At 40.7% G+C, this 22,864-nt stretch carries 23 protein-coding genes and 2 riboswitches; of the genes, 3 read left to right on the top strand and 20 right to left on the bottom strand.

Features of this window, described 5'->3' with window-relative positions:
- Nucleotides 1–162 precede the first annotated feature (162 nt).
- A riboswitch (TPP riboswitch) is annotated at nt 163–251 on the bottom strand.
- 209 nt (nt 252–460) lie between these two features.
- The 13 genes from thiE to typA all read right to left on the bottom strand — a co-directional run bounded on the left by thiE (nt 461) and on the right by typA (nt 15,201).
- Nucleotides 461–1,090, bottom strand: coding sequence for a thiamine phosphate synthase (thiE, locus tag HT714_RS09000; RefSeq protein WP_166731202.1), 630 nt, complete (start codon nt 1,088–1,090; stop codon nt 461–463).
- Between the two features lies 1 nt (nt 1,091).
- Entirely contained in the window at nt 1,092–1,874 is a 783-nt protein-coding gene (gene thiM / locus HT714_RS08995; RefSeq protein WP_173225333.1) for a hydroxyethylthiazole kinase, read from the bottom strand.
- Nucleotides 1,875–2,003: 129 nt separating this feature from the next.
- Nucleotides 2,004–2,672, bottom strand: a complete 669-nt coding sequence (locus HT714_RS08990) for a TenA family protein (RefSeq protein ID WP_173225336.1) — start codon at nt 2,670–2,672, stop codon at nt 2,004–2,006.
- Between the two features lie 206 nt (nt 2,673–2,878).
- A riboswitch (TPP riboswitch) is annotated at nt 2,879–2,967 on the bottom strand.
- 158 nt (nt 2,968–3,125) lie between these two features.
- On the bottom strand, nt 3,126–4,262 hold the full coding sequence (gene lctO, locus HT714_RS08985) for an L-lactate oxidase (RefSeq protein ID WP_088791092.1): 1,137 nt from the start codon (nt 4,260–4,262) through the stop codon (nt 3,126–3,128).
- Nucleotides 4,263–4,495: 233 nt separating this feature from the next.
- Entirely contained in the window at nt 4,496–5,128 is a 633-nt protein-coding gene (gene pyrE / locus HT714_RS08980) for an orotate phosphoribosyltransferase (protein WP_173225341.1), read from the bottom strand.
- 33 nt (nt 5,129–5,161) lie between these two features.
- Complete coding sequence (pyrF, locus tag HT714_RS08975) at nt 5,162–5,863, bottom strand: orotidine-5'-phosphate decarboxylase (protein ID WP_173225344.1); 702 nt, start codon at nt 5,861–5,863, stop codon at nt 5,162–5,164.
- Nucleotides 5,864–6,095: 232 nt separating this feature from the next.
- Nucleotides 6,096–7,316: a cell division protein FtsQ/DivIB gene (locus HT714_RS08970; RefSeq protein ID WP_173225347.1), complete on the bottom strand. Its 1,221-nt coding sequence runs from the start codon at nt 7,314–7,316 to the stop codon at nt 6,096–6,098.
- A gap of 9 nt (nt 7,317–7,325) precedes the next feature.
- On the bottom strand, nt 7,326–8,384 hold the full coding sequence (locus tag HT714_RS08965) for a UDP-N-acetylglucosamine--N-acetylmuramyl-(pentapeptide) pyrophosphoryl-undecaprenol N-acetylglucosamine transferase (RefSeq protein ID WP_173225350.1): 1,059 nt from the start codon (nt 8,382–8,384) through the stop codon (nt 7,326–7,328).
- Between the two features lies 1 nt (nt 8,385).
- Nucleotides 8,386–9,738: a UDP-N-acetylmuramoyl-L-alanine--D-glutamate ligase gene (gene murD, locus HT714_RS08960; RefSeq protein ID WP_173225353.1), complete on the bottom strand. Its 1,353-nt coding sequence runs from the start codon at nt 9,736–9,738 to the stop codon at nt 8,386–8,388.
- A 208-nt stretch (nt 9,739–9,946) separates the two neighbouring features.
- Nucleotides 9,947–10,588: an ABC transporter ATP-binding protein gene (locus tag HT714_RS08955; RefSeq protein WP_000571283.1), complete on the bottom strand. Its 642-nt coding sequence runs from the start codon at nt 10,586–10,588 to the stop codon at nt 9,947–9,949.
- 1 nt (nt 10,589) lies between these two features.
- Nucleotides 10,590–12,611 (bottom strand): bacteriocin-associated integral membrane family protein, encoded by a 2,022-nt coding sequence (locus HT714_RS08950; protein ID WP_173225356.1) that lies wholly within the window; start codon nt 12,609–12,611, stop codon nt 10,590–10,592.
- 474 nt (nt 12,612–13,085) lie between these two features.
- A complete protein-coding gene (locus HT714_RS08945; protein WP_000262797.1) occupies nt 13,086–13,340 on the bottom strand; it encodes a DUF3165 family protein in 255 nt (84 codons plus the stop codon).
- 19 nt (nt 13,341–13,359) lie between these two features.
- Nucleotides 13,360–15,201 (bottom strand): translational GTPase TypA, encoded by a 1,842-nt coding sequence (typA, locus tag HT714_RS08940; RefSeq protein ID WP_000164111.1) that lies wholly within the window; start codon nt 15,199–15,201, stop codon nt 13,360–13,362.
- Between the two features lie 161 nt (nt 15,202–15,362).
- On the opposite strand from typA, the gene HT714_RS08935 reads away from it, so the two are divergent.
- Entirely contained in the window at nt 15,363–16,088 is a 726-nt protein-coding gene (locus HT714_RS08935) for a 16S rRNA pseudouridine(516) synthase (RefSeq protein ID WP_173251828.1), read from the top strand.
- Between the two features lie 33 nt (nt 16,089–16,121).
- Here HT714_RS08935 and HT714_RS08930 read toward each other — a convergent pair whose 3' ends face one another.
- Together HT714_RS08930 and HT714_RS08925 are read right to left on the bottom strand one after the other, a co-directional pair.
- Nucleotides 16,122–16,505 carry a rhodanese-like domain-containing protein gene (locus HT714_RS08930; protein WP_000259257.1) on the bottom strand — a complete coding sequence of 128 codons (384 nt, stop codon included), beginning with the start codon at nt 16,503–16,505 and terminating at the stop codon, nt 16,122–16,124.
- On the bottom strand, nt 16,505–16,774 hold the full coding sequence (locus HT714_RS08925) for a YqgQ family protein (RefSeq protein WP_173225362.1): 270 nt from the start codon (nt 16,772–16,774) through the stop codon (nt 16,505–16,507). Before HT714_RS08925 ends, HT714_RS08930 begins: the two co-directional genes overlap by 1 nt.
- Before the next feature lie 63 nt (nt 16,775–16,837).
- On the opposite strand from HT714_RS08925, the gene HT714_RS08920 reads away from it, so the two are divergent.
- Nucleotides 16,838–17,746: a LysR family transcriptional regulator gene (locus HT714_RS08920; RefSeq protein WP_001222592.1), complete on the top strand. Its 909-nt coding sequence runs from the start codon at nt 16,838–16,840 to the stop codon at nt 17,744–17,746.
- A 53-nt stretch (nt 17,747–17,799) separates the two neighbouring features.
- On the opposite strand, the gene HT714_RS08915 is transcribed toward HT714_RS08920, so the two are convergent.
- Genes HT714_RS08915 through miaA form a run of 5 tightly spaced genes read right to left on the bottom strand, consistent with a single transcriptional unit; the run spans nt 17,800 to nt 22,251 of the window.
- Nucleotides 17,800–18,555, bottom strand: a complete 756-nt coding sequence (locus HT714_RS08915; protein ID WP_173225364.1) for an SDR family oxidoreductase — start codon at nt 18,553–18,555, stop codon at nt 17,800–17,802.
- A 20-nt stretch (nt 18,556–18,575) separates the two neighbouring features.
- Nucleotides 18,576–19,505, bottom strand: a complete 930-nt coding sequence (rnz, locus tag HT714_RS08910) for a ribonuclease Z (protein ID WP_173225367.1) — start codon at nt 19,503–19,505, stop codon at nt 18,576–18,578.
- 14 nt (nt 19,506–19,519) lie between these two features.
- Complete coding sequence (locus tag HT714_RS08905) at nt 19,520–20,143, bottom strand: cystathionine beta-lyase (protein ID WP_173225370.1); 624 nt, start codon at nt 20,141–20,143, stop codon at nt 19,520–19,522.
- Nucleotides 20,136–21,374, bottom strand: coding sequence for a GTPase HflX (gene hflX, locus HT714_RS08900; RefSeq protein WP_173225373.1), 1,239 nt, complete (start codon nt 21,372–21,374; stop codon nt 20,136–20,138). Before hflX ends, HT714_RS08905 begins: the two co-directional genes overlap by 8 nt.
- The gene (gene miaA, locus HT714_RS08895) at nt 21,367–22,251 is read right to left on the bottom strand and encodes a tRNA (adenosine(37)-N6)-dimethylallyltransferase MiaA (RefSeq protein ID WP_173225376.1); all 885 of its coding nucleotides are present in this window, start codon (nt 22,249–22,251) and stop codon (nt 21,367–21,369) included. Before miaA ends, hflX begins: the two co-directional genes overlap by 8 nt.
- A 120-nt stretch (nt 22,252–22,371) precedes the next feature.
- Here miaA and HT714_RS08890 point away from each other — a divergent pair, with 120 nt between their 5' ends.
- Nucleotides 22,372–22,542, top strand: coding sequence for a DUF3042 family protein (locus tag HT714_RS08890; protein WP_001051780.1), 171 nt, complete (start codon nt 22,372–22,374; stop codon nt 22,540–22,542).
- Nucleotides 22,543–22,864: the final 322 nt, after the last annotated feature.

The following is a 22,864-nucleotide window of genomic DNA, read 5'->3' as shown; positions in this document are numbered from 1 at the left end:
CCGTACTCAAGTACAGCCTGCGGCCAGTTTCCTAGTTTGCTCTTTGATTTTCATTGAGTATTAACGTCCAGACTATCCTCTTTTAATAAACAAAAAAACTCCAATTACAAACGAGAATTAGAGTTCAGCTTACAAGATTAGACCGTTCTTTTCGACATACGAAAAAAGCGTTTCACATTTCCCTTCGCCAGTCTTAACTGTATCAGGTTCAATGGGTATCATCTCAGCCTAAAGCACCCCAAATGTCTTTATTATTTAATTATGTGATTATTATAACACACATTTTATACTAGTTCAAGAAATTGAACTGGAAATACAGCCTTGCACTCACAAAGACAGCAGATCTTTCTTTTGCAAAAAACAAATGACCTGTTTGATGAATTAGCCATTCAAGCTGAATCTGGACATATCTTTTTAGAAAAGGAAAACTTCCACTTACTTAGAATCCAAGGATAGATACCTATTGTTCACTCATTTCTCGAACAGTTTTTTCTATATTTTTTGCATACGATATTGCTGAAATGATTGAAACACCGTCAACATTGGTCTTCATAATGTCTTTAATATGTTGCGTCTGTATCCCACCAATTGCAACTAAGGGCATTTGTGGCAATAGTTTTCTCATCAATTTAAGACCTTCATAACCTATAGCGCCACCAGCATCATCTTTTGACTGGGTATCAAATACAGGACCAACACCAACATAATCTACATATTCAACTTTTGACTGTTGAAATTCTTTCTCGTTTTTTATAGAAAGACCAATTATTTTATCTGGCATCAATTTTCTAATTTCATCAACACCTAGGTCATCTTGTCCTACATGAACCCCATCAGCATCTATTTCTAATGCCAACTCTATATCATCATTTACGATAAACGGTACATTGTATTTTTTACAAAGTTTTTTAAGTTTTATTGCTAATTCCAGTTTTTCTTTACCTTCTAAAGCACCTTTACCTTTTTCTCGAAATTGAAATAAAGTTATACCACCTTTTAAAGAATCTTCAACAACTGTATATAAATCCTTACCTAAGCAAGTAGTCGTTCCACAAATAAAATATAATTTTAATAGTTCTTTATTAAACATCTTATTTCACCTTTTTAAATGTTTCTATATCTTTATCAGTAACTTCATATAATGCATTAATAAATTCAACTTTAAACGTTCCTGGTAGATGTCCATTAGGACGCTTTTCTGCCATTTCCCCAGCAATATTATATGCTAACATTGCTGTTTCTAAAGATTTCAATTCTTGTCCTTTTTCTAGTCCTATAAAGCTCGCTAATACAGCTCCTAATAAACATCCTGTTCCAATAACTTTCGGCATCATTGCACTTCCGTTATGGATAGTCACTACCTCACCATTAACAGCAATAGCATCAACCTCCCCAGTTACTACTATTGGAATATTAAACTTAGCATTTGCTGCTAAAGCAATTTCATCAATATTATCTACTCCTGCACTGTCTACTCCCTTAGAGGCTACATTTATGCCGACTAAAGATGCAATCTCTCCTGCATTTCCTCTAATAGCTGCCAGTTTGTAATTATTTATTAAATCATCTGATACTTTTTTTCTATAAGCTCCCGCTCCACAGGCTACAGGATCTAATACTGCAGGTACATTATATTTTTCAGTTATTTTTAATGCCTCTTGGTACAGCTTCCAATTATCATCCGTTAAAGTCCCAATGTTAATCAATAATCCTCCAGCATACTTTAACAAATCCTCTAAATCTGCTGGAAACTCACTCATGGCTGGTGATGCACCCAGTGCTACTAATCCATTTGCTGTGAAATTTTTTACTACATCATTGGTGATACAAATGACTAATGGTGCTTTTTCTTTTAATAATTTTAAACTTGTCATATTGAAATTCTTCCTTTTCACTTTATACGATATACTGATTTCGATTTATCTCTATCTTTTGTTAAGAAATTTTTTTCATTTACATTGAATGATGTACCTCATCAAATTTGTAAATATCCTAAACTTTCTCTAGGCGTCATAACCAATATCAAAAAAGGCCAATTCTAAAGCGACCGCTTGATTCCAGCGTTGCTGAAGTTCTGTCAAATCTTCTCGACCTTTCCCGACACGATTGAGTTCGTCAATAAGAAATTGAACCCACTCTGCAAAGAAAGGACCTCTGTGGAGATTGATCCATTCCGAATGAATGTAGGCTTCAGGTAGAGCCAAATCTTTAGAACCCCAGTCTAAATAGAGACCTTCTGCAATGACCAGCATGACCAAAAGATGGGCATAGTCTGATGAAGACACTGCCGAATACATAAGATCCTGAAAGGCTTTTGTTACAGGGTGCAAGGTCACTTCCAGATAGTCATTCTCAGATACTTTTAACTCTTTGAAAGCCTTTTGGAAATAACCGTCTTCATCTGCTTCAAGAAAACCTAGTTGCTTGGCAAAACGAAGCTTGGATTCAAGCTGGTCTGCGTGGGCTACGCAGGCACCCAGCATGGATAAGAAGGCATCAAAGAAGTGATAATCTTGAATTAGGTAGTCTTTTAAGACCTTATTCTGAATTGTCCCTGCAAAAAGTTCCTTGACAAAACGATGATTGACAGCAGCCTGCCAATCCTTCTGACTACTTTTTAATAATTCTCCAACAGTCAAACCTGGCTGAAATGCATAAATCTGTGTTTCCATATTTATTTTTCCTCTCTTTACTCCTTAGTAATCAATAAAATACCAAGCAAAATCCTAGTTTCACTTGACCCTGTTAAAGAAAATCTAGGGCATTTGCAGAGAGCTACCTAAACAAGCCTATCCAGTTTTATATAAACAAAAAAACTCCAATTACAATCAAGAATTAGAGTTGACTTACAAGATTAGATCGTTCATTTCACCATACGAAAAAACTGTTCACATTTCCCTTCGCCAGTCTTAACTGTATCAGGTTCAATGGGTATCATCTCAGCCTAAAGCACCCCAAATGTCTTTATTATTTAATTACTGCACCAGTATAGCAAAAAATGAAAGCCCTAGCAAGATATTTGACCGAAAAATATCTTTATATAGTTTTCTTGATACAGATTGATCTTATTTAAACTTCTAATACATAACCAAAAACCTCCACATTCAGTGGAGGCAAGCATTTTATCAATACAATTTTAAGTCACGTGGGTCAACTGGGAAGGTTGGGTTGTATGGATTGTGACGGAGCTTGAAGTGTTTGACATCTTCAATGGTCTGAGTTCCAGACAATTGCATGACTGTCTTCAATTCTGCATTCAAGTGTTCAAAGACTTGACGCACACCAACACTACCGCCGAGAGCCAGACCATAGATAACCGGACGACCAATAGCTACCAAGTCTGCTCCTGAAGCCAAGGCTTTAAAGACATGTTGACCACGACGAACACCAGAGTCAAAGACGATTGGCACACGTTTATCAACTGCTTCTGCCACTTCTTGAAGCGAGTCAAAGGCAGCTGGTCCACCGTCGATTTGACGACCACCGTGGTTGGTTACCCAGATACCAGAAGCTCCTGCAGCAAGCGAACGTTCAACGTCCTCACGGCATTGTGGTCCCTTGACATACACAGGAAGACCAGAGTATTCAGCGATAAATTCTACATCACGTGGAGACAAGCGTTGTTTAGCTGATTTGTAAACAAAGTCCATTGATTTACCAGCACCTTCTGGCAGGTATTCTTCAACAATCGGCATGCCAACTGGGAAGACAAACCCATTACGCTTATCAACCTCACGATTACCCCCTACAGTAGCATCTGCCGTCAAGACAATCGCTTTATAGCCTTCAGCCTTCACACGGTCCATGATGTGGCGGTTGATACCGTCATCCTTACTAAAGTAAAACTGGAACCAATGTGGTGTCCCTTGAAGGGCTTCAGAAATCTCTGGAAGGTCAACAGTAGAGTATGAGCTAGTTGTATAAAGCGAACCGAACTCATGCACACCACGCGCAGTCGCCACTTCACCTTGTTCGTTTGCCAATTTATGAGCCGCAACAGGCGCCATAATGATTGGTGAAGACAATTTTTCGCCTGCAAATTCAATCTCTGTACTTGGATTTTCTACATTGCAAAGTGTATGAGGAACGATGAGCTTGTGGTTAAAAGCACGAATATTCTCTCTTAAAGTGAAAGTATCCTCTGCTCCACTGGCGATATAGCCAAATGCTGCTTTAGGGATCACTTTTTGCGCCATGGGCTCCAAATCATAGGTATTGATGAAATCTACATGCCCTTCTGCATTGCTTGTTTTGTATGACATAAAATGCCCTCCTTAATAAGTAAGCGTTTGCTTTTTATATTACAAAAATATTTTAACTCTTTTTTCAAAATTTTTCAAATATTTTGTTTGGAAATTTCATGCTTTCAATCATTTTACAGAGATAATTAAAAATGATAAACTTTCTTAAGTTATGGAAATTCAAATAATCTTTTCATTTTCTAGTATTAAAAACAAAATCAGGTAATCCTAGCAACCACCTGATTTTCTATGTTTTAAACGTTTTGCCAATTTTCTTGGTCTTCTTTAAAGCGTTTTAGAAGATCGAGTCCCTCTGGTGTGATATATCCTTCTTCTTGGGCTAGGTGAATGAGTTCACTGTAGTTAGAAAGCGTCACAAGTTTAACACCAGCATCTGCAAAGTTCTTATCTGCTTTTGGCAATTGGTAACTAAAAATCGCTACAACTCCAAGTACATCTGCTCCTTCGCGTTTAGCTGCTGCTACGGCTTCAAGAACAGAACCACCAGTTGAAATGAGGTCTTCAACCACTACCATTTTTTGACCTTGAGCTACACGGCCTTCAATTTGATTACCAGCTCCGTGGTCTTTTGGTTTGCTACGGATATAGGCAAATGGCAGATTCATCTTGTCAGCAATAATAGCTCCGTGTGGAATCCCTGCTGTTGCAGTTCCTGCAATCACTTCTACCTCTGGAAAGGCTTCTTTGATAGCATCTACAAAGCCATTTTCAATTAGGGTACGAGTTTCTGGATAGGCTAATGTCACACGGTTATCCGTATAAATGGGTGACTTGATACCAGAGGCCCAAGTGAAAGGCTCCTCTGGTTTGAGGTAAACGGCTTGGATTTTTAAGAGGTGGCTAGCAATATCTTTAGCAAGTGTCATGGTCTTCTCCTTTTATTTTTCTAATCTAGTTCTTTAATTCCAGTCCTGTGTCCATTCATCCTTGATGGCATGATAAGCTACAACAGGATCCTCAGCTTGGGTAATGGGACGTCCCACTACGATATAGTCACTGCCGATTTGATAGGCATCAGCAGGTGTCATGACGCGTTTTTGGTCTCCAACTGCAGCACCTGCTGGACGAATCCCCGGTGTCAGACAGATAAAATCTGGATTGGTAGCCTGCTTGATGACTTGCACTTCCTGAGCCGAGCAGACAACACCATCTAATCCCGCTTCAGCTGTCTTCTTAGCATAATGAATCACAGACTCTTGCAGGCTAGTTTGGATATTTTGGAACTCCTTCATCTGAGCTTCTGATGTTGATGTGAGCTGCGTTACAGCGATCAATTTGGCTTGGTTTCCAAGACCTTCACGCGCCGCCTTCATCATCTCTACACCACCAGCCGCATGAACATTAGTCATATCCACACCAAGCTGAGACAAGACCTTCATGGCTGACTTGACTGTATTAGGAATGTCATGCAGCTTGAGATCCAAAAAGACACTGTGCCCCAGGCCTTTCAAGTAAGACACAATCTCAGGCCCCGTTGCGTAATAAAGCTCCATCCCTACCTTAAGATAAAGGCTTTCTTCTGCTGGAAAAAGAGCTAAGAATTCCTTGACCACCTCAAAACTAGGAAAATCAAGAGCAATAACTGGACGATGTTCTCGCATAGGTTTCTCCTTTTACCTTTGCTAGTGAGAGAGTCTGGCCACAAGAAGCCACGAAAAAAGGAACCTGCCAACAGCAAGGTTCCACGAAAAATGGGTAGTCTCCACCCTTTCACCGTTTAACCTTAGCTGCCTCTCTGGACTGCTTTAAAGGTTTTTTACTATTCTATTATTTCTACCAGCACTTGTCAAGTAAAAATATGGTCACTAAAGAGCTATAGGAGAAAAGGTAAGACTAGCGACGCGATGAGCGCTGGGTCGTTTGGTTTCGATTGCTCTCTTCCTCTTGTTTTTTCTGTTCTTCTTCTAAACGTTTACGTTCTTCTTCCTGCTTTTTCTCGGCTTCCTTAGCCTCTTGTTTGGCTTTTTCCTCAGCTTCCATAATCAATTTATCCGCCACTGTGTAACTGTAAATTCCAGCTTCCATATCGACCACACTCGGTTCTGACAATTGAGGCTTAATCTTGCTGTAATAAGGCAGTTTCTTACTCATTTCAGAAAGCGGAACCAAGACTTCGTCCGAATCATTCATGGTCAATCGAATTAAATCGGAAGTGACCTTGCTGGGAGCTAATTCCACCTTTTGGATAGCAGCCTTGAGTTCTGGGCTAATTTGAGCAAGTTCTGAGACAAAAGCCTTGATTTGTTCGCTGTCATTAAAGAGAACTGATATATAAGTTTCTGGGAGACTAACCAAGCTCACAGCACTGGTCTCAAGCTGACCGCTGGAAAGAATAGGATAATGATTTTCACCAGAAACATAGTAGGCCACAATATCGTATTCCTTGACCTTGATAGTGAACTTGGTTGGAAATTGATAGACAAGTTGAGCTGATTCAACCCAATAGTTAGACTTAATCTGCTCTTCATATTTTGCCCTGTCTAGCAGAAGGCTAATCGTATAATCCGAATCCTGAATGCCTGAAGCCTGTCGAATATCATCAGCCGTAGTGTGCACCATTCCCTCAACACGAATATCCTTCATGGTCGCATAAGGACTGAGTAGGTAGGCAGAGACAATCAATAAAAGCAGACTTGGAAATAAAATCGTGAAGGCTCGCAAGATATGGAGGCCAGGAATCTTTGCTTTGGCTAGTTTTTCCTTTGCAGCCTTTTTAGCAAGCTTTTTATCCTGTTCTTCGTCCTCTTTAGCCCCTGATTCTTCTATCTCTTCTTCCTCTTTGTCACCCTCTGGGGCTTCTACTTTTTCTTCAAACTCTTCCTTAGCTGATTCTGGATCCTTTGGATTAGATTCACTCTCTTGGTCTTCAGTTTCATCTGAATCTTCAGATTTTGAAGCCATTCGAGCTTGTCTTTCCTTTTCTTTCTCCTCAGCTAGGGCTGCCTCTTCTTCAGCCTTCTTTTTTAGATATTCTTGGTTCCGTTTCTGCCATTCTGATAACTCTTTAAATTCTTCGAGGATTTCTTTGCCCTCATTTTTCTTATCTTTTGACATTTACTTTCCTTATGATAAATCTTTTTTCAACAGTTGATAAAAATCTGCTAGAGATTTCAATTCCTTAGAAGCCTTCATCTTAGCTTTGTATTCTTCCTTGTGGCTTAGTAAGTGAGACAGCTTCTCTTCCAAACTATCCAAAGTCAAATCACTTTCTTGAAGCTCTTCTGCATAGCCTTTTTTTACAAAGTAGGCTGCGTTCTCAATCTGGTCTCCACGACTAGCTTCACGACCAAGTGGCACAATAACATGCAATTTTGCCATGGCCAAGAGCTCAAAAATCGTATTAGCACCACCACGTGTCACAACAATATCAGCCAATTCCATCAAGGGTTGATAGAGATTGGTCACATAGTCAACACGAAAAAGATTTTGGCTCAACTCGTTCAGGCTAGAATCTCCAGTTAAATTGATAATATTGTAGCGCTCTGTCAGTTCTTTCTTATGGTCTGTCACCAATTGGTTAAAGACACGAGCACCTGCAGAACCGCCGACAAACAATACAGTTGGCAATTGGGGATTAAAGTGTGTTTGAATATCCACCAATTCATCGGGTTCTAGAGTTTTTTGGTCTGAAACCTTGGTCACTGCTCCCACATGCTCAACCTTAGACAAACTTGAAGCTTGCTCAAAGGTTGAATACATCTTGGTCGCAAATTTATAGGCGATTTTATTGGCCAAGCCCATAGACAGGTCAGATTCGTGAATAAAGACTGGCACTCCTGACACACGCGCAGCGATAACAGGCGGTACTGAGACAAAGCCCCCTTTTGAGAAAAGGGCCTGTGGACGAAGTCGCAACATGATAAAGAGAGATTGGATAATTCCCCAACCAACTTTGAAGACATCCAGCATATTTTGCCAAGAGAAATAACGACGCAATTTTCCAGTAGCAATGGAATGGAAGGTAACATCCAGACCTGACTTGAGGATTTCTTGGTGTTCGATACCACGCTTGTCCCCGATATAGTGGACTTCCCAGCCATCTTCGATGAACTTGGGCATTAACAAAAGATTGAGGGTAACGTGTCCAACTGTCCCCCCACCTGTAAAGACAATTTTTTTCATATTATTCTTTTAACTCCGCTACTGTGTCGATAAAGAGGTCGCCACGTACTTCAAAGTTAGCATACATATCCCAGCTGGCATTAGCAGGACTAAGAAGAACCACATCTCCTTGAGTCGCAAGCTCATAGGCCTTGCGGGTCGCATCTGCAATATCAGTCGCATCCACATATGCCACACCAGCCTTGTCTGCTGCCCGTTTGACACGTTCTGCAGACTGACCCAAGATGACCATCTTCTTGAGTCCAGTAATATCTGGCACCAGTTCGTCAAACTCATTACCACGGTCCAAACCACCTGCAATCAAAATGACCTTGCTGTTGTCAAATCCTGACAAGGCTTTTTGAGTAGCCAAGATATTGGTTGACTTGCTATCATTATAGAATTTGACACCCTTGATTGCATCCACAAATTGGAGACGGTGTTTGACACCACCAAAGGCTGAAAGAGTTTCTTTGATGATCTGGTTATCAACACCACGAAGCTTGGCTACAGCAATAGTCGCAAGCGCATTTTCCACATTGTGACTACCTGGAACTCCGATTTCATTCGCTGCCATGACTACTTCCCCACGGAAGTAGAGCTGACCATCTTCCAAATAAGCTCCATCAACCTTTTCAAGTGTTGAGAATGGTACAACTGTAGCTTGTGTTTTTCTTGCCAATTCTTTTGCCAAGTCTTGGTTAAAGTTCAAAACAAGGAAATCAGCTGCTGTCATCTTGTTCTGGATATTCCACTTAGCTGCTACATATTCCTCAAAAGAACCATGATAATCGATATGAGTTGGCATGAGGTTGGTAATAACCGCAATCTCAGGATGGAATTCTTGAACTCCCATGAGTTGGAAAGAAGAAAGCTCCATGACAAGCGTGTCCTTGTCTGACGCAGTTTGGGCCACTTGACTGGCTGGATAGCCGATATTTCCTGATAAAAGACCATGTTGCCCAGCAGCAGTCAAAACGTCCCCAATCATAGTCGTTGTGGTTGTTTTACCATTCGAACCAGTAATACCAACAATCGGTGCTTCAGAAATCAAATAAGCCAATTCCACCTCAGTCAAGACTGGAATTCCCTTGGCCAAAGCCTTTTCAATCATGGGATTGCTGTAAGGGATACCTGGATTTTTTACCATAAGGGCAAACTCTTCATCCAAGAGTTCCAAAGGATGACCGCCTGTGATGACCTTGATCCCTTCTTCCAGCAAACTTTGCGCAGCTGGATTGTCCTCGAATGGTTTCCCGTCATTTACTGTCACAATGGCACCCAGCTTATCCAACAAACGAGCTGCAGATTCACCAGACTTGGCCAAACCTAAAACAAGGACTTTCTTATTTTTAAATTGATCTATTACTTTCATGTCTCGAACTCCATTTCTACTCCTACTATTTTACCATTTTTATGGAAATAAAAAAGCCACAAAGTGTGTTTGTGACTCTTTCTTCTAACTGATACTCTTCGAAAATCTCTTCAAACCACGTCAGCTTCGCCTTGCCGTACTCAAGTACAGCCTGCGGCTAGCTTCCTAGTTTGCTTTTTGATTTTCATTGAGTATGAATCTTACCATATCATCTATGTGATAAATCGGTAACTCGAATGACTTGGTCCACTTGTTCCCAAATCAGAGGATTGTGGGTCGCAATAATAATGGTCCGATTCGGATTTTTTAAAGATTCTAGGATAGAAAGTAATTCCTCAGAGTTTTTGGGGTCTAGTGAAGCGGTTGGTTCATCTGCGAGAATCAAAGGTGGATCCTTTAAAATTATCTTCGCTAGTGCAACACGTTGTGCTTCTCCTCCTGATAATTCAAAGATAGGCTGCTTTAAATCTAAATAAGAGAGGTTAACACGGTTTAGAGCTTGTTTCATCAAAGAGATTTTCTCTTTTTCCTTCAACTTTTTACCAACTAAACCCAGATTGAGATTCTCTTTGACGGTTTGGCTTTCAATTAAGCCAAAATCTTGAAATAAGTATCCCAAGTAATCTCTAAAGAAAACAGAAGGCTTGATGTCCTTAAGAGAAGTGCCATCATAGATGATTTGTCCTTTATCATATGGCTCTAATCGTCCAATCATATTCAAGAGTGTTGTCTTACCACAGCCACTTGTTCCGATTAAGGCATAAATTTTCCCACCTTCAAAATGAAGATTCGTATCTGAAAATAGCTGACGGCTTCCAAATTTTTTAGATATATTCTTTAGTTCAATCATCCTATTTTCCTTTCATAATTGTCATAGAAACACGAGATTCTTTCTGAGCTTGACGGTAAAGCGTCAAAACTGCACTAGCTAGAAAGACTAATAAAGTGAGCAAGCCAATCACCAAGTCTCGACTGCTTAAAATAAAGAGACTAGCACCAAATACAAAACTGGCAAATTGACTAACCATATACTGAGCATGTGTTTCAAAAAATCGTAAACCTGAAATTCGTTTAATCAAAATATCTCGGCGGAATTGCTCGAAATATAGAAGATTGACAGAATAAAAGAGTAACAAGGAACTAGCTATCCCCACAATAGCTCCTAAGATTAAAGTTGCTGTTTCAGTTTGAACTTCATTATAACGAGTTAGATAAACACTTCTTCCTTCTTTAAGATAGGATACTTGCTCATAAATTCCAGCTTTCTTCAAGAGTTCTAGCCCACTCTCATATCCTTTGATAAAAAGTTGTTTTCCAGCATTGATAGACCAAACATATTTTGAAATGAAACTATCACCTGTAGATGTTGGAGTAAATACAACTAAAATCGGATCGGTTAAGTACTGAATGGATACTGGGCTTTCACCGTTATTATAAATAAATCGCTTCTCTCCTGTTGGAAGATAGCTAACAATCGCTCTCATTTCATACTCTAAAGGAGCGCTTGCCTCCTCACCAGATTTTCCATAATAACTCAATCTTTCTTCAAAAGCTTTCTTAAGTTCTGCTTCCTGTGAACGAAGAGATTCTGGTAATAAGAGTCCAAATTCACCTTTTTGAAGATGAGCTAGTTTCTGTCTAGTCTCACCATTTACAGGTACATTTTCCTTGTCCAAATAACTTGGACTGACATAGAGAACATTAGCATCTGGACTATAGGTATCCAGTGTCTCTCCCTGTTCATTTTTTCCTTGAGGATTGGCAAAATGGAACAGATTATCCTTTACATAAAGAGCTTGTTCTTCTTCGATTGCTTCCTTGGCAAAGGCATACCACTTGCTCTGATTTTCTGTATCTTTTACTCTATCACCTAAGCCAAAAGAAATTTGATAATAGTCTGCTCTGTCCTGCCATGCTTGTTTTGAAATTTCAAGTTCTTTCAATCGTTGGTAAGATGTCAAGCCTGTCTTAACAGCGTAGCCCACTGTAAAAACAGCTACTAACTGACACAATAGGGTTAAAGCCATCAAGCGTTTAAGGGGTAATCTTCCCTTAATAACAGGAACTAATGCTTTATAACTCAAACTCATTAGATAAAGGAGCATTAGTAAAATTGAAATACCCAATAAAAACAACAGATAGAAACTAATCCCAAAACCATAGGTGGCTAACAAGATAGGATAAAACAAACCTTGACTAAAAAGAACGACTCCCCCACCTAGGAAGGAAAGGAGGGCTGATAGAAGGAGCCACTTAATATCAGTCGATAAAGAATGCCCCATGATGGATAAGAGAGTCTGACCAGAAAAGAGTTTTATACCTGCTGCTCTCATTTCCTTAATCCGAGTGATAATCACTAAAGCAAAGAAAGATAAGCCAAATATTGCTAAACTAATTAAAATAAGGGGAATTAGTAACATTCTAAAAGCAAGGGAATAGGGAGGTGTCTTTCTGTCAGCAATTGCTTTATAACCCAAATCTCCTAATTTATCGGCAAGCTTTTCTTTCGTCAAGGAGCCTGACAAAAGGAGATAACTATTTAGCGGATCACTACGTTCACGACTTTCTTGGCTAGCTTCTTGGAATTCTTTTGGTAAAGTTCCCTGACCATAAGTTGCATAAGTAAAGTTGGTCGTCCCATCCTTACTCGGCTCTACAATTCTTCTAGCTATTAAACTCTGTTCTGAGTTTGCAAAATTCTCCAATTCCTGTTCAAATATCTCACGCGTCGGTTCCTGAGTATCTTTTTTGACACGAAGTAAAGAGACGGAATCATAGCTTGCATATAAATATTGTGGCGCACGTAAGACAATAATCCAAGCAAGGAAGAAGCTGAGAAAAAAAGTTGATAATAATATGAATAGTTTCTTCATAGTAGACTCCTTGTATAAGAGAATAACCCTATAGAAAAAGATTTTATCTTTTATAAATTCTTAGAATTATTTTCCTAGTTTAATCCATCACACCCTGAGCACCAAGACAACAATACTCTTCAAAAATCTCTTCAAACCGCGTCAACGTCGCCTTGCCGTACTCAAGTACAGCCTGCGGCTAGTTTCCTAGTTTACTCTTTGATTTTCATTGAGTATAAATTTAATCCTTTCTTATTTTGAAAACGATTTCTTATAACTTAAGTATATCACTTTCTATATAATTTATCAACATATTTTACTAAAATATTGTTAGTAATAGAGTTTTACAGTTCCCCAAAAAATAGATGTCATTAACGAATTTTATTCAAGTTTTTCCCATTCATATTATCCAAGCAAAAGAGATGATGTTATAGTAAAAAACAATTCAAACTATTGTAAAATTCCTACCAAAAAAAGAGAGCTGAAACTCTCTTTTTATCTTCTTTTACCTTTTTTGACTGGCATGAGTGTGATGTCTCTCACACTAAAGTAAGCTAGGATTAACATGGCTATTGCTAGGAACATTTCTGTTGGTAATTGAAAAATTTTCAGAAAAGATAGAGCCAACAAAATCAAGAGTGCCACTAAAATACATACCATAGCGACGATATTGACTGTCCCTTTAATGCTTTCTGGTGTCGCAAATACATAGAGTAGGAGCAGTAAAATCCCTAGGACTAAATAGACCATCTTTCTCTCTTTCTAGCTCTTATTCAGCTGATTTTTTCTTCTTGTTAGCTTTCTCACGCTCTGCTTTGTTAAGGATTTGTTTACGCAAACGGATAGACTCAGGCGTTACTTCCATGTACTCATCGTCGTTCAAGAACTCAAGAGACTCTTCAAGTGTCAAGATACGAGGTGTCTTGATAACAGCTGTTTGGTCCTTAGTAGCTGAACGAACGTTGGTCATTTGTTTCGCCTTAGTGATGTTAACTGTCAAGTCATTTTCACGAGAGTTTTCACCGATGATCATTCCTTCGTAAACTTCAGTACCTGGGTTGACAAAAATCGTACCACGTTCTTCGATAGACATGATAGAGTATGTTGTAGCCTTACCAGCGTCGATAGAAACAAGGGCACCACGGTGACGACCACCAATTTCACCTGGAATCAATGGCAAGTATTGGTCAAAGGTATGGTTCATGATACCGTAACCACGAGTCATTGACAAGAACTCAGTTGAGTATCCAATCAAACCACGCGCTGGAACAAGGAAAACCAAACGAGTTTGACCATTACCAGTTGAAATCATATCCAACATTTCACCCTTACGTTCAGAAAGGCTTTGGATAACAGACCCTTGGTATTCTTCTGGAGTATCGATTTGAACACGTTCAAATGGCTCACATTTAACACCGTCGATTTCTTTTACGATAACTTCTGGACGAGATACTTGAAGTTCATATCCCTCACGACGCATTGTTTCGATAAGGATTGACAAGTGCAATTCTCCACGTCCTGAAACAGTCCATTTGTCTGGTGAATCAGTTGGGTCAACACGAAGGGAAACGTCTGTTTGCAATTCTGCCTGCAAGCGTTCTTCCACCTTACGAGAAGTCACCCATTTACCTTCTTTACCAGCAAATGGTGAGTTGTTGACCAAGAAAGTCATTTGAAGAGTTGGCTCATCGATGTGTAGGATTGGAAGAGCTTCAACTGCGTCTGTCGGAGTGATAGTTTCACCGACAAAGATGTCTTCCATACCTGAAACGGCAATCAAGTCACCTGCTTTAGCTTCTTGGATTTCACGACGTTCCAAACCAAAGAAACCGAAGAGTTTTGTAACACGGAAGTTCTTCGTTGTACCATCTAGTTTAGAAAGGGTAACTTGGTCCCCAACCTTAACAGTACCACGGAAGACACGACCGATACCGATACGTCCAACGAAGTCATTGTAGTCCAAAAGTGAGACTTGGAACTGCAAAGGCTCATCTGAGTTATCTACTGGAGCTGGGATGTGGTCAATAATCGTGTCAAAGATTGGTGCCATCGTAGCTTCTTGATCAGCTGGATCATCTGACAATGAAGAAGTTCCGTTGATAGCTGAAGCATACACCACTGGGAAATCAAGCTGGTCGTCATCTGCACCAAGCTCGATGAAAAGTTCCAAGACTTCATCCACTACTTCTGCTGGACGAGCTGATGGTTTATCGATTTTGTTGACAACCACGATTGGGACAAGGTCTTGTTCCAAAGCTTTTTTCAATACGAAACGAGTTTGTGGCATTGTTCCTTCGTAGGCATCTACGACCAAGACAACACCGTCAACCATTTTCATGATACGCTCAACTTCTCCACCGAAGTCCGCGTGTCCTGGTGTGTCCATGATGTTGATACGAGTTCCGTTGTAGGCAACGGCTGTATTTTTAGCAAGGATGGTAATTCCACGCTCTTTTTCGATATCGTTTGAGTCCATAGCACGCTCAGCCAATTCAGTACGTGCATCAAGCGTTTCTGATTGTTTCAATAATTCGTCAACGAGGGTTGTTTTACCGTGGTCAACGTGGGCGATAATCGCAATGTTACGGATATCTTCTCTTAATTTTGTCATGATTTCCTCTATAATATTCAAAATTTATTTTCTAACTGAACGATTATACCATAATTTCAAGTAAATAACATAATTCAAGCAAGTGTAAATGTTTTCACTATGCTTTTCTTTTCACGTCAAGCCTTTTCAAAGCATACAACTTATGATAAGATAGGCACAGTATGCGTTTAGATAATTTATTAGCCCAAGAAAAAATCAGCCGAAAGGCCATGAAACAAGCCTTACTCAAAGGGAACATTCTAGTCGATGGTCACCCAGCCCGCTCCCTAGCTCAGAATATCGATACAGGACTACAAGAACTCCTTTTTCAGGACCGAATAATTCAAGGCTATGAGCACACCTATCTGATGCTTCATAAGCCTGCTGGTTTCGTTACAGCCAACAAGGACAAGGAACTCCAAACCATCATGGACCTCCTTCCGCCTGACATCCAATCTGACAAACTCTATGCCGTCGGTCGACTGGACCGAGATACGACTGGTCTCCTCCTCGTGACCGATAACGGTCCCTTGGGCTTTCAACTCCTCCATCCCCAATATCATGTCGATAAAACTTATCAGGTTGAGGTTAATGGACTTCTGACACCTGACCATATCCAAGCCTTTCAAAAGGGAATTGTCTTTTTAGATGGCACTATCTGTAAACCTGCAAGATTAGAGATTCTATCTGCAAGTCCTTCCCTCAGTCAAGCCTCTATCACCATTTCAGAAGGAAAATTTCATCAAGTCAAGAAAATGTTCCTCTCGGTTGGTGTCAAAGTGACCTCACTCAAACGCACCCATTTTGGGCCTTGGAGCTTGGATGAAAATCTTCAAGCAGGAGACTATCGTCCCCTAAACTCAGAAGAGTTGGCAAGTATTCGTGACTTTCTCAGAAAAAGTGGTTAAAAAATGAGCTCGGAAATATCCAAGCTCGTTTTCTTATTTCTCAACTTTGACTTTCCCTTTCCAAGAATCCAAGCCATAAGAAAGGATATAAATCTCAGAAAAGCCTTGTTTTTTCAAGTAAAGAGCTGCATTTGTAACTCGTTGCGCACGTTGGTTTTCGTAGAGAAGGACAGGTTTATCCTTACGAAGGGCTGCAAGACTCGTCTTCAACTGACTTGAAGGAATATTGCGGGCACCAAGGATATGTTTTCTGTGGAATTCAGCTGGGTCTCGCAAATCAATCAATTGACCCGTACGAATCAAGGCTTCAAATTCCTCATTGTCTACGATTTTAGCCGCACGGCGAATACGAAGATAGTTAAAGCCCATCCATGCCAACATTGCTAGTATAAGTGCCCACAAAATCCAAGTAACCATTAGTTCATTTCTCCATTTTTCTCAATATAATCCAATTCTACCTTGTGCTCTCTGCGAAGAACCGCTTCCGCTTCCAGATAATCCAGTTTGTCCATCAGCCCTGCATCGTAAATCCGAGAGAGCTCCAACTTCATCAGTTCAATATCATATAAGCGTTTTCCCATATAAACAATAATACCAAATCGTTTGAGGAATTGCTGCACATCATAGAATGTTTTCATAAGACTTATTCTAGCAAAATTTTGTGTTTTTTTCAAGAAGAGACTCACACAATGCTCCTGATTTTCCTATCTTCTTTGGCGATTCTGACGCAAGTGTGGTACAATAAAAACATGAGAATTCAACAATTACACTATATTATCAAAATCGTCGAAACTGGCTCCATGAATGAGGCAGCCAAGCAACTCTTTATCACTCAACCTAGTCTTTCCAATGCTGTGAGAGATTTAGAAAATGAAATGGGGATTGAGATCTTTATCCGCAATCCTAAGGGTATCACCTTGACCCGTGATGGGATGGAGTTTCTCTCTTATGCCCGTCAGGTTGTCGAGCAGACCCAACTTCTGGAAGAACGCTATAAAAATCCTGTCGCCCACCGTGAACTCTTTAGCGTTTCATCTCAACACTATGCCTTTGTGGTCAATGCCTTTGTATCGCTACTCAAGAAAAGCGATATGGAGAAATACGAGCTCTTCCTTCGTGAAACTCGTACTTGGGAAATTATCGACGACGTCAAGAACTTCCGTAGTGAGGTCGGTGTTCTATTTTTAAACAGCTACAACCGTGATGTTTTAACTAAGATGCTGGATGACAATCACCTACTGGCTCACCATCTCTTCACAGCGCAGCCCCATATCTTTGTCAGCAAGACCAACCCTCTGGCAAAGAAAGACAAGGTGAAACTGTCTGATTTGGAAAACTTCCCTTATCTGAGTTATGACCAAGGAACGCACAACTCCTTCTACTTTTCAGAAGAAATCCTTTCCCAAGAGCACCACAAGAAATCCATCGTGGTTAGTGACCGTGCTACCCTCTTTAATCTCTTGATTGGTTTGGATGGTTATACTATTGCGACGGGGATTTTGAACAGCAACCTCAACGGAGACAATATCGTTTCTATCCCACTGGATATTGATGACCCAATTGAGCTGGTCTATATCCAGCATGAAAAAACCAGCCTATCTAAGATGGGCGAACGCTTTATCGACTATCTCCTAGAAGAAGTCCAGTTTGATAGTTGAGAAATGATAAGAACCAATATGTAGGCTAGCAACAACCTGCACATTGGTTCTTTTTACTTATAATTAAAAGTTTCCCCTGCCAACTTATCAGCTAGCTTGGGGAAGAGAGTATAAAACTTATGGGCTAGGTTCAACAAAACAGGAAGATTGAGTTCTCGTTTGTTTTTCCCTATAATCTTGACAATCTTTTTAGCAACTGCATCTGGTTTCAACAGGAAGCAATCAACCGACTTAAGATAAGTCCCATCTGGGTCGGCTTGGTCAAAAAATCCTGTACGGATTGGTCCTGGATTGACTGTCGTCACATAGACTCCATAGGGTATGAGTTCGAGGCGTAAGGCATTTGAAAAACCAATAGCCGCAAACTTGGTTGCTGAGTAGAGACTAGACTTGCCAGTAGCGATTAAACCTGCCATGCTGACGATATTGATGATATGACCTTTTCGGCTTTCCTTCATACGAGCTGCAAGGCGACGAGACAGATTCATCAGGGCAAAGGTATTAACCTCGAACATCTGGTGAATATCTTGGTCAGAAATCTGGTCAAATTCCTCAAAAATCCCGTAACCAGCGTTGTTTATTAAAACATCAATCTTGCCATAGCGGTGATAGAGGTCTGCTACCAGAGTTTCTAAGGCTGAATCATCGGTAATATCGATTTCAATCAATTCTGCATGGGGATGGTTTCCGTAGAGTTGGGCTAATTTTTCCTTATTTCGACCAAGCAAGATGAGTTGGTCGTTTTGCAAGAATTTGACCATTTCTTGAGCTAAGCCACCGCTAGCTCCGGTAATGAGAATAGTAAGCATACTTATCCTTTCTCAATCTTTTAGATTTCCACTTCTTCTAAGTCTTTGACCACATGGACATTTTCAAAAACACTAGCAGCGTCTTTTTTGAGTTTGCTGATATCTTTTGAGAGGAAGCGAGCACTGATATGATTGAGCAAGAGGCGTTTAGCACCTGCTTCTACTGCTACTTGTGCAGCTTGCATATTAGTTGAGTGGCCATGGTTACGAGCAATTTTTTCATCGCCCTTGCCATAAGTGGATTCATGAACCAGGACATCGGCATTGATAGCTAGACGTACACTGGCATTGGTTTTTCGGGTGTCACCCAGAATGGTAATAATCTTACCCGGACGAGGAGCTGAGATATAGTCTACTGCCTTGATTTCAGTCCCATCTTCGAGAACAACGTCCTGACCATTCTTGATTTTTCCAAAAAGTGGGCCAAATGGGACACCAGCAGCCTTGAGTTTTTCAGCATCCAGCGTTCCTTCCAAGTCCTTTTGAATGACACGATAGCCAACACAGAAAATAGTATGATCCAATTCTTCCGCGTACACAGTGAATTTATCGGTCTCAAAGATTTTTCCTAAAGAATCTTGGGCAAACTCATGAAAATGAATACGGTAAGGCAGGCGCGAACCTGACACACGTAGACTAGTCAATACAAAAGATTTGATGCCTTGAGGTCCATAGATTTCCAAATCTGTCTGCTCTTCATTGGCCTGAAAGGCTCGACTAGAAAGGAAACCTGGTAAGCCAAAAATGTGGTCTCCATGCAGATGAGTGATAAAAATTTTGCTGACCTTACGTGGTCTAATTGTGGTTTCCAGGATGCGATTTTGCGTACCTTCTCCACAGTCAAAGAGCCAGACTTCGTTAATCTCATCCAAGAGTTTCAGGGCGAGACTTGAAACGTTGCGGGCTTTAGAGGGCTGACCAGCCCCCGTTCCTAAAAATTGAATATCCATTCGATACTTTCTAATTAATCAATATATAACATGGCTGTGCGGTTTTCCGATCGGAAATAGCGCTTGCCAGAAAAAGCAGTAGCTTCTTGTAATAACTCCTCTTGGCTGTAACCTTTAAGACGCTTGCGACCATCAGCCAAACTTTCCAAATCAGTCAAAGCTGTTAAACTCTCCATGCTAACAACTTCCTCGTCCCCGACAGCCTTCATATAAATCTTACCAGACTCTTCAAAGACTAGTTGATGGGGGAAAATTTGCGCAATTTCAAAGAGCAAGTCATCCGAGATCTTCTCCTTATTTTCAGAGAAAATTCGACCAAGACCCTCACTCTCATAACAAAAACCAAAGGATTTACCAGATAGATTAAGCCGAATAAAAGGCTTATTTTCTAGGGTGAAACTTGGCTCAGTATTGTAAAGATTCAGTTCCTGACTGACTTCTGCAAAATAATCCGTCGCAGCCTCAGGACTCTTTTTCTGATAGAGTTCTGCAAAGTAAGCATTGACTACGCTGGGCGGAGGTGTAATAATGGCCAACTGCTCTTGATCTGTCTTTCCAGCTAGAAGTTGATCCAGATAGACCTTATCCAGACTTGTATAACCTCCATACTTTAAAGCCAAAGTTTTAATATCAGTCATAAAATTCCTCGAACCTCCATTTATTTTTCTCGGAAATGTAGCCTGTAATCACTTCGCCGTCTTCCTGATAATCACGTTCTTCCAGAATTGCAACACTTTCTAAATCATGAATCTTGTAGGACTTTGAAAAAGGCACTCGCAGTGTAAAAGATTCAAAAATATCCTTGATTTTCTCTAAAAACAAAGCCTGCAAATTCTCACGACTATCCTCAGACTTGGCAGAAATGAGGGCATAAGGCGTTTGGGTAGGCGTGAAATCCTCCACCAAATCCGCTTTATTATAAAGTGTCAGGCGAGGAATATCCTCCATGTCCAAGTCTTTCATGATGGAAAGGACCGTTTTTTCATGCTCCTCGTGGTAAGGATTGCTGGCATCGATAACATGAACCAGAAGATCTACATGCTTGCTTTCCTCCAAGGTTGACTTGAAACTGGATACCAACTCTGTCGGCAAATCTTGGATAAAGCCCACGGTATCTGTCAAAGTTACTTGGAGATTGCCCCCCAGATGAATACTCTTAGTCGTCGCATCCAGAGTCGCAAAGAGCTCATCAGCCTCATACTGGGTCTTGCTGGTCAAGGTGTTCATTATAGTTGACTTCCCAGCATTGGTGTAACCAATCAAACCAATCTTAAAAGTGCTCGACTCCAGACGTTTTTCTCTGACAGTCGCCCGATTTTTCTCAACCACCTTGAGCTGGCGCTCGATATCCGTGATTTGATTGCGAACGCTACGACGGTTCAGCTCCAGCTGACTTTCACCAGGTCCACGGGAACCAATTCCCCCTGCCTGACGGCTGAGCATAATCCCCTGACCAACCAAACGAGGCAAGAGGTATTTGAGTTGGGCTAGGTGGACTTGGAGCTTGCCTTCATGGCTTCGAGCCCGCATGGCAAAGATATCCAAAATCAACTGCATACGGTCAATAACCTTAACACCCAGAACTTCTTCTAAATTGACATTTTGCCGTGGAGTCAGACGGTTGTTGACGATGACAGTGGTGATTTCTTCTGCATCCACCATGAGGGCTATTTCTTCCAACTTACCAGAGCCGACGAAGGTCTTGGAATCATATTTTTCACGTTTTTGTCTGTAGCTATCTACAACGACTGCACCAGCTGTCTTGGCTAGACTGGCCAATTCTTCCATAGAGAGGTCAAAATTGTCCATGCCCTGCAATTCCACACCAATGAGCAGGACTCGCTCCTCTTTTTTTTCCGTATCAATCATCTAAAAACTCCTCTATCTGGTTTAAAATGCGGTCTTGCACACCAGCTTCTCCAATCTGATAAAAGGTGACCTGCATGCGATTACGGAACCAGGTCAACTGACGCTTGGCAAAACGACGGGTAGCCTGTTTGAGACTCTCACTAGCTTCCTCCAAAGTTTGCTCCCCACGGAAATATGGAAAAAGTTCCTTATAGCCAATTCCTTTAGCAGCCTGCACATCTGGATAATGGTCAAAAAGCCACTTGGCCTCATCCAAAAGCCCAGCCTCAAACATCAAATCCACGCGGCGATTGATACGTTCATATAATTGACTGCGTTCATCATCCAAGCAGATAATCAGCGGTTCATATAGACTCTCTTGATTTTCCAAATCCTGACCAAAATGGGCAATTTCCAAGGCACGCATAGCACGACGACGATTAAACTGGGGAATCTCAAGGCCAGCTTGCTCCACCAGATGAGCCAGTTCCTCATCTGTATAAGGCTCCAAACTAGCTCGATAAGCTAAAATCTCCTCATGGGGAGTCTCCCCACCCAGGTGATAACCTTCTAGCAAGCTCTGGATATAAAGTCCAGTCCCACCAGCAATAATGGCTAGCTTACCCCGATTTTGAATATCTTCAATGGCTGTCTTAGCTTCTGAAACAAAATCAAAAGCCGAGTAAGACTCGGTTACCTCTCTAACATCGATTAAATGATGGGGAATAGCCGCCTGCTCTTCTAGACTAGCTTTAGCCGTCCCAATATCTAGACCTCGGTAAACCTGCTGACTATCACCGCTAACCACTTCACCATTAAAACGCTTTGCAATTTCAATGGCTAGAGCTGTCTTTCCAACTGCAGTCGGTCCAACAATCACAATTATTTTTGTTTTCATCTTTTTTCCTTGAAAAATTCCCATTTTTTCGTTACTATTATTATAACACAAAAAGGTCAGTCAGAAAAATGTGACCTCTTGAGGAGGCTGGCTGATTAAGAAAATAAAGGAGGAAGACTCATGGCTAAAGGATTCGCTAAAGGTCTTGTAACAGGTGTCGCAGGAACTGTCGCTGCAGTCGCAGGTGCAGTATACGCATTTAAAAAGAAAGTAATCGAACCAGAAGAGCAAAAAGCAGCTTTCATCGAAGAAAACCGAAAAAAAGCAGCTCGTCGCCGCGTATCACGTTAAGAAACAAAAGAAGTTGGGATTTATTTTCTCAACTTCTTTTTTCTATTCTTTTGTACTCTTTGAAAATCTCTTCAAACCACGTCAACGTCGCCTTGCCGTATTCAAGTACAGCCTGCGGCTAGTTTCCTAGTTTGATCTTTGATTTTCATTGAGTATGAAAAGAGGTTGGGATTATAAAATTCCAGCCTTTTTCTTATTAGAGAAGCTACTGGAAATCGCCTAATACTCTTCGAAAATCAAATTCAAACCACGTTAGCTTTACCTTGCCGTACTCAAGTACAGCCTGCGGCTAGCTTCCTAGTTTGCTCTTTGATTTTCATTG

It is taken from the genome of Streptococcus sp. 3705 (assembly GCF_013277145.1).
Taxonomy (GTDB): domain Bacteria; phylum Bacillota; class Bacilli; order Lactobacillales; family Streptococcaceae; genus Streptococcus.
The sequence above is the reverse complement of the archived record's forward strand: the minus strand, read 5'-3'. Positions and strand labels throughout refer to the sequence as shown.

Excerpts from the sequence above, each read along its gene's own strand:
- typA (WP_000164111.1), bottom strand. The coding sequence starts at position 15,201 with ATGACAAAATTAAGAGAAGATATCCGTAACATTGCGATTATCGCCCAC.
- HT714_RS08955 (WP_000571283.1), bottom strand. The coding sequence starts at position 10,588 with ATGATTGAACTAAAGAATATATCTAAAAAATTTGGAAGCCGTCAGCTA.
- HT714_RS08915 (WP_173225364.1), bottom strand. The coding sequence starts at position 18,555 with ATGCTTACTATTCTCATTACCGGAGCTAGCGGTGGCTTAGCTCAAGAA.
- murD (WP_173225353.1), bottom strand. The coding sequence starts at position 9,738 with ATGAAAGTAATAGATCAATTTAAAAATAAGAAAGTCCTTGTTTTAGGT.
- HT714_RS08990 (WP_173225336.1), bottom strand. The coding sequence starts at position 2,672 with ATGGAAACACAGATTTATGCATTTCAGCCAGGTTTGACTGTTGGAGAA.
- HT714_RS08930 (WP_000259257.1), bottom strand. The coding sequence starts at position 16,505 with ATGGTTACTTGGATTTTGTGGGCACTTATACTAGCAATGTTGGCATGG.
- HT714_RS08945 (WP_000262797.1), bottom strand. The coding sequence starts at position 13,340 with ATGGTCTATTTAGTCCTAGGGATTTTACTGCTCCTACTCTATGTATTT.
- thiM (WP_173225333.1), bottom strand. The coding sequence starts at position 1,874 with ATGACAAGTTTAAAATTATTAAAAGAAAAAGCACCATTAGTCATTTGT.
- lctO (WP_088791092.1), bottom strand. The coding sequence starts at position 4,262 with ATGTCATACAAAACAAGCAATGCAGAAGGGCATGTAGATTTCATCAAT.
- HT714_RS08935 (WP_173251828.1), top strand. The coding sequence starts at position 15,363 with ATGCGTTTAGATAATTTATTAGCCCAAGAAAAAATCAGCCGAAAGGCC.
- rnz (WP_173225367.1), bottom strand. The coding sequence starts at position 19,505 with ATGGATATTCAATTTTTAGGAACGGGGGCTGGTCAGCCCTCTAAAGCC.
- miaA (WP_173225376.1), bottom strand. The coding sequence starts at position 22,251 with ATGAAAACAAAAATAATTGTGATTGTTGGACCGACTGCAGTTGGAAAG.
- HT714_RS08965 (WP_173225350.1), bottom strand. The coding sequence starts at position 8,384 with ATGAAAAAAATTGTCTTTACAGGTGGGGGGACAGTTGGACACGTTACC.
- HT714_RS08920 (WP_001222592.1), top strand. The coding sequence starts at position 16,838 with ATGAGAATTCAACAATTACACTATATTATCAAAATCGTCGAAACTGGC.
- hflX (WP_173225373.1), bottom strand. The coding sequence starts at position 21,374 with ATGATTGATACGGAAAAAAAAGAGGAGCGAGTCCTGCTCATTGGTGTG.
- HT714_RS08890 (WP_001051780.1), top strand. The coding sequence starts at position 22,372 with ATGGCTAAAGGATTCGCTAAAGGTCTTGTAACAGGTGTCGCAGGAACT.
- HT714_RS08970 (WP_173225347.1), bottom strand. The coding sequence starts at position 7,316 with ATGTCAAAAGATAAGAAAAATGAGGGCAAAGAAATCCTCGAAGAATTT.
- HT714_RS08905 (WP_173225370.1), bottom strand. The coding sequence starts at position 20,143 with ATGACTGATATTAAAACTTTGGCTTTAAAGTATGGAGGTTATACAAGT.
- pyrE (WP_173225341.1), bottom strand. The coding sequence starts at position 5,128 with ATGACACTTGCTAAAGATATTGCTAGCCACCTCTTAAAAATCCAAGCC.
- pyrF (WP_173225344.1), bottom strand. The coding sequence starts at position 5,863 with ATGCGAGAACATCGTCCAGTTATTGCTCTTGATTTTCCTAGTTTTGAG.
- HT714_RS08950 (WP_173225356.1), bottom strand. The coding sequence starts at position 12,611 with ATGAAGAAACTATTCATATTATTATCAACTTTTTTTCTCAGCTTCTTC.
- thiE (WP_166731202.1), bottom strand. The coding sequence starts at position 1,090 with ATGTTTAATAAAGAACTATTAAAATTATATTTTATTTGTGGAACGACT.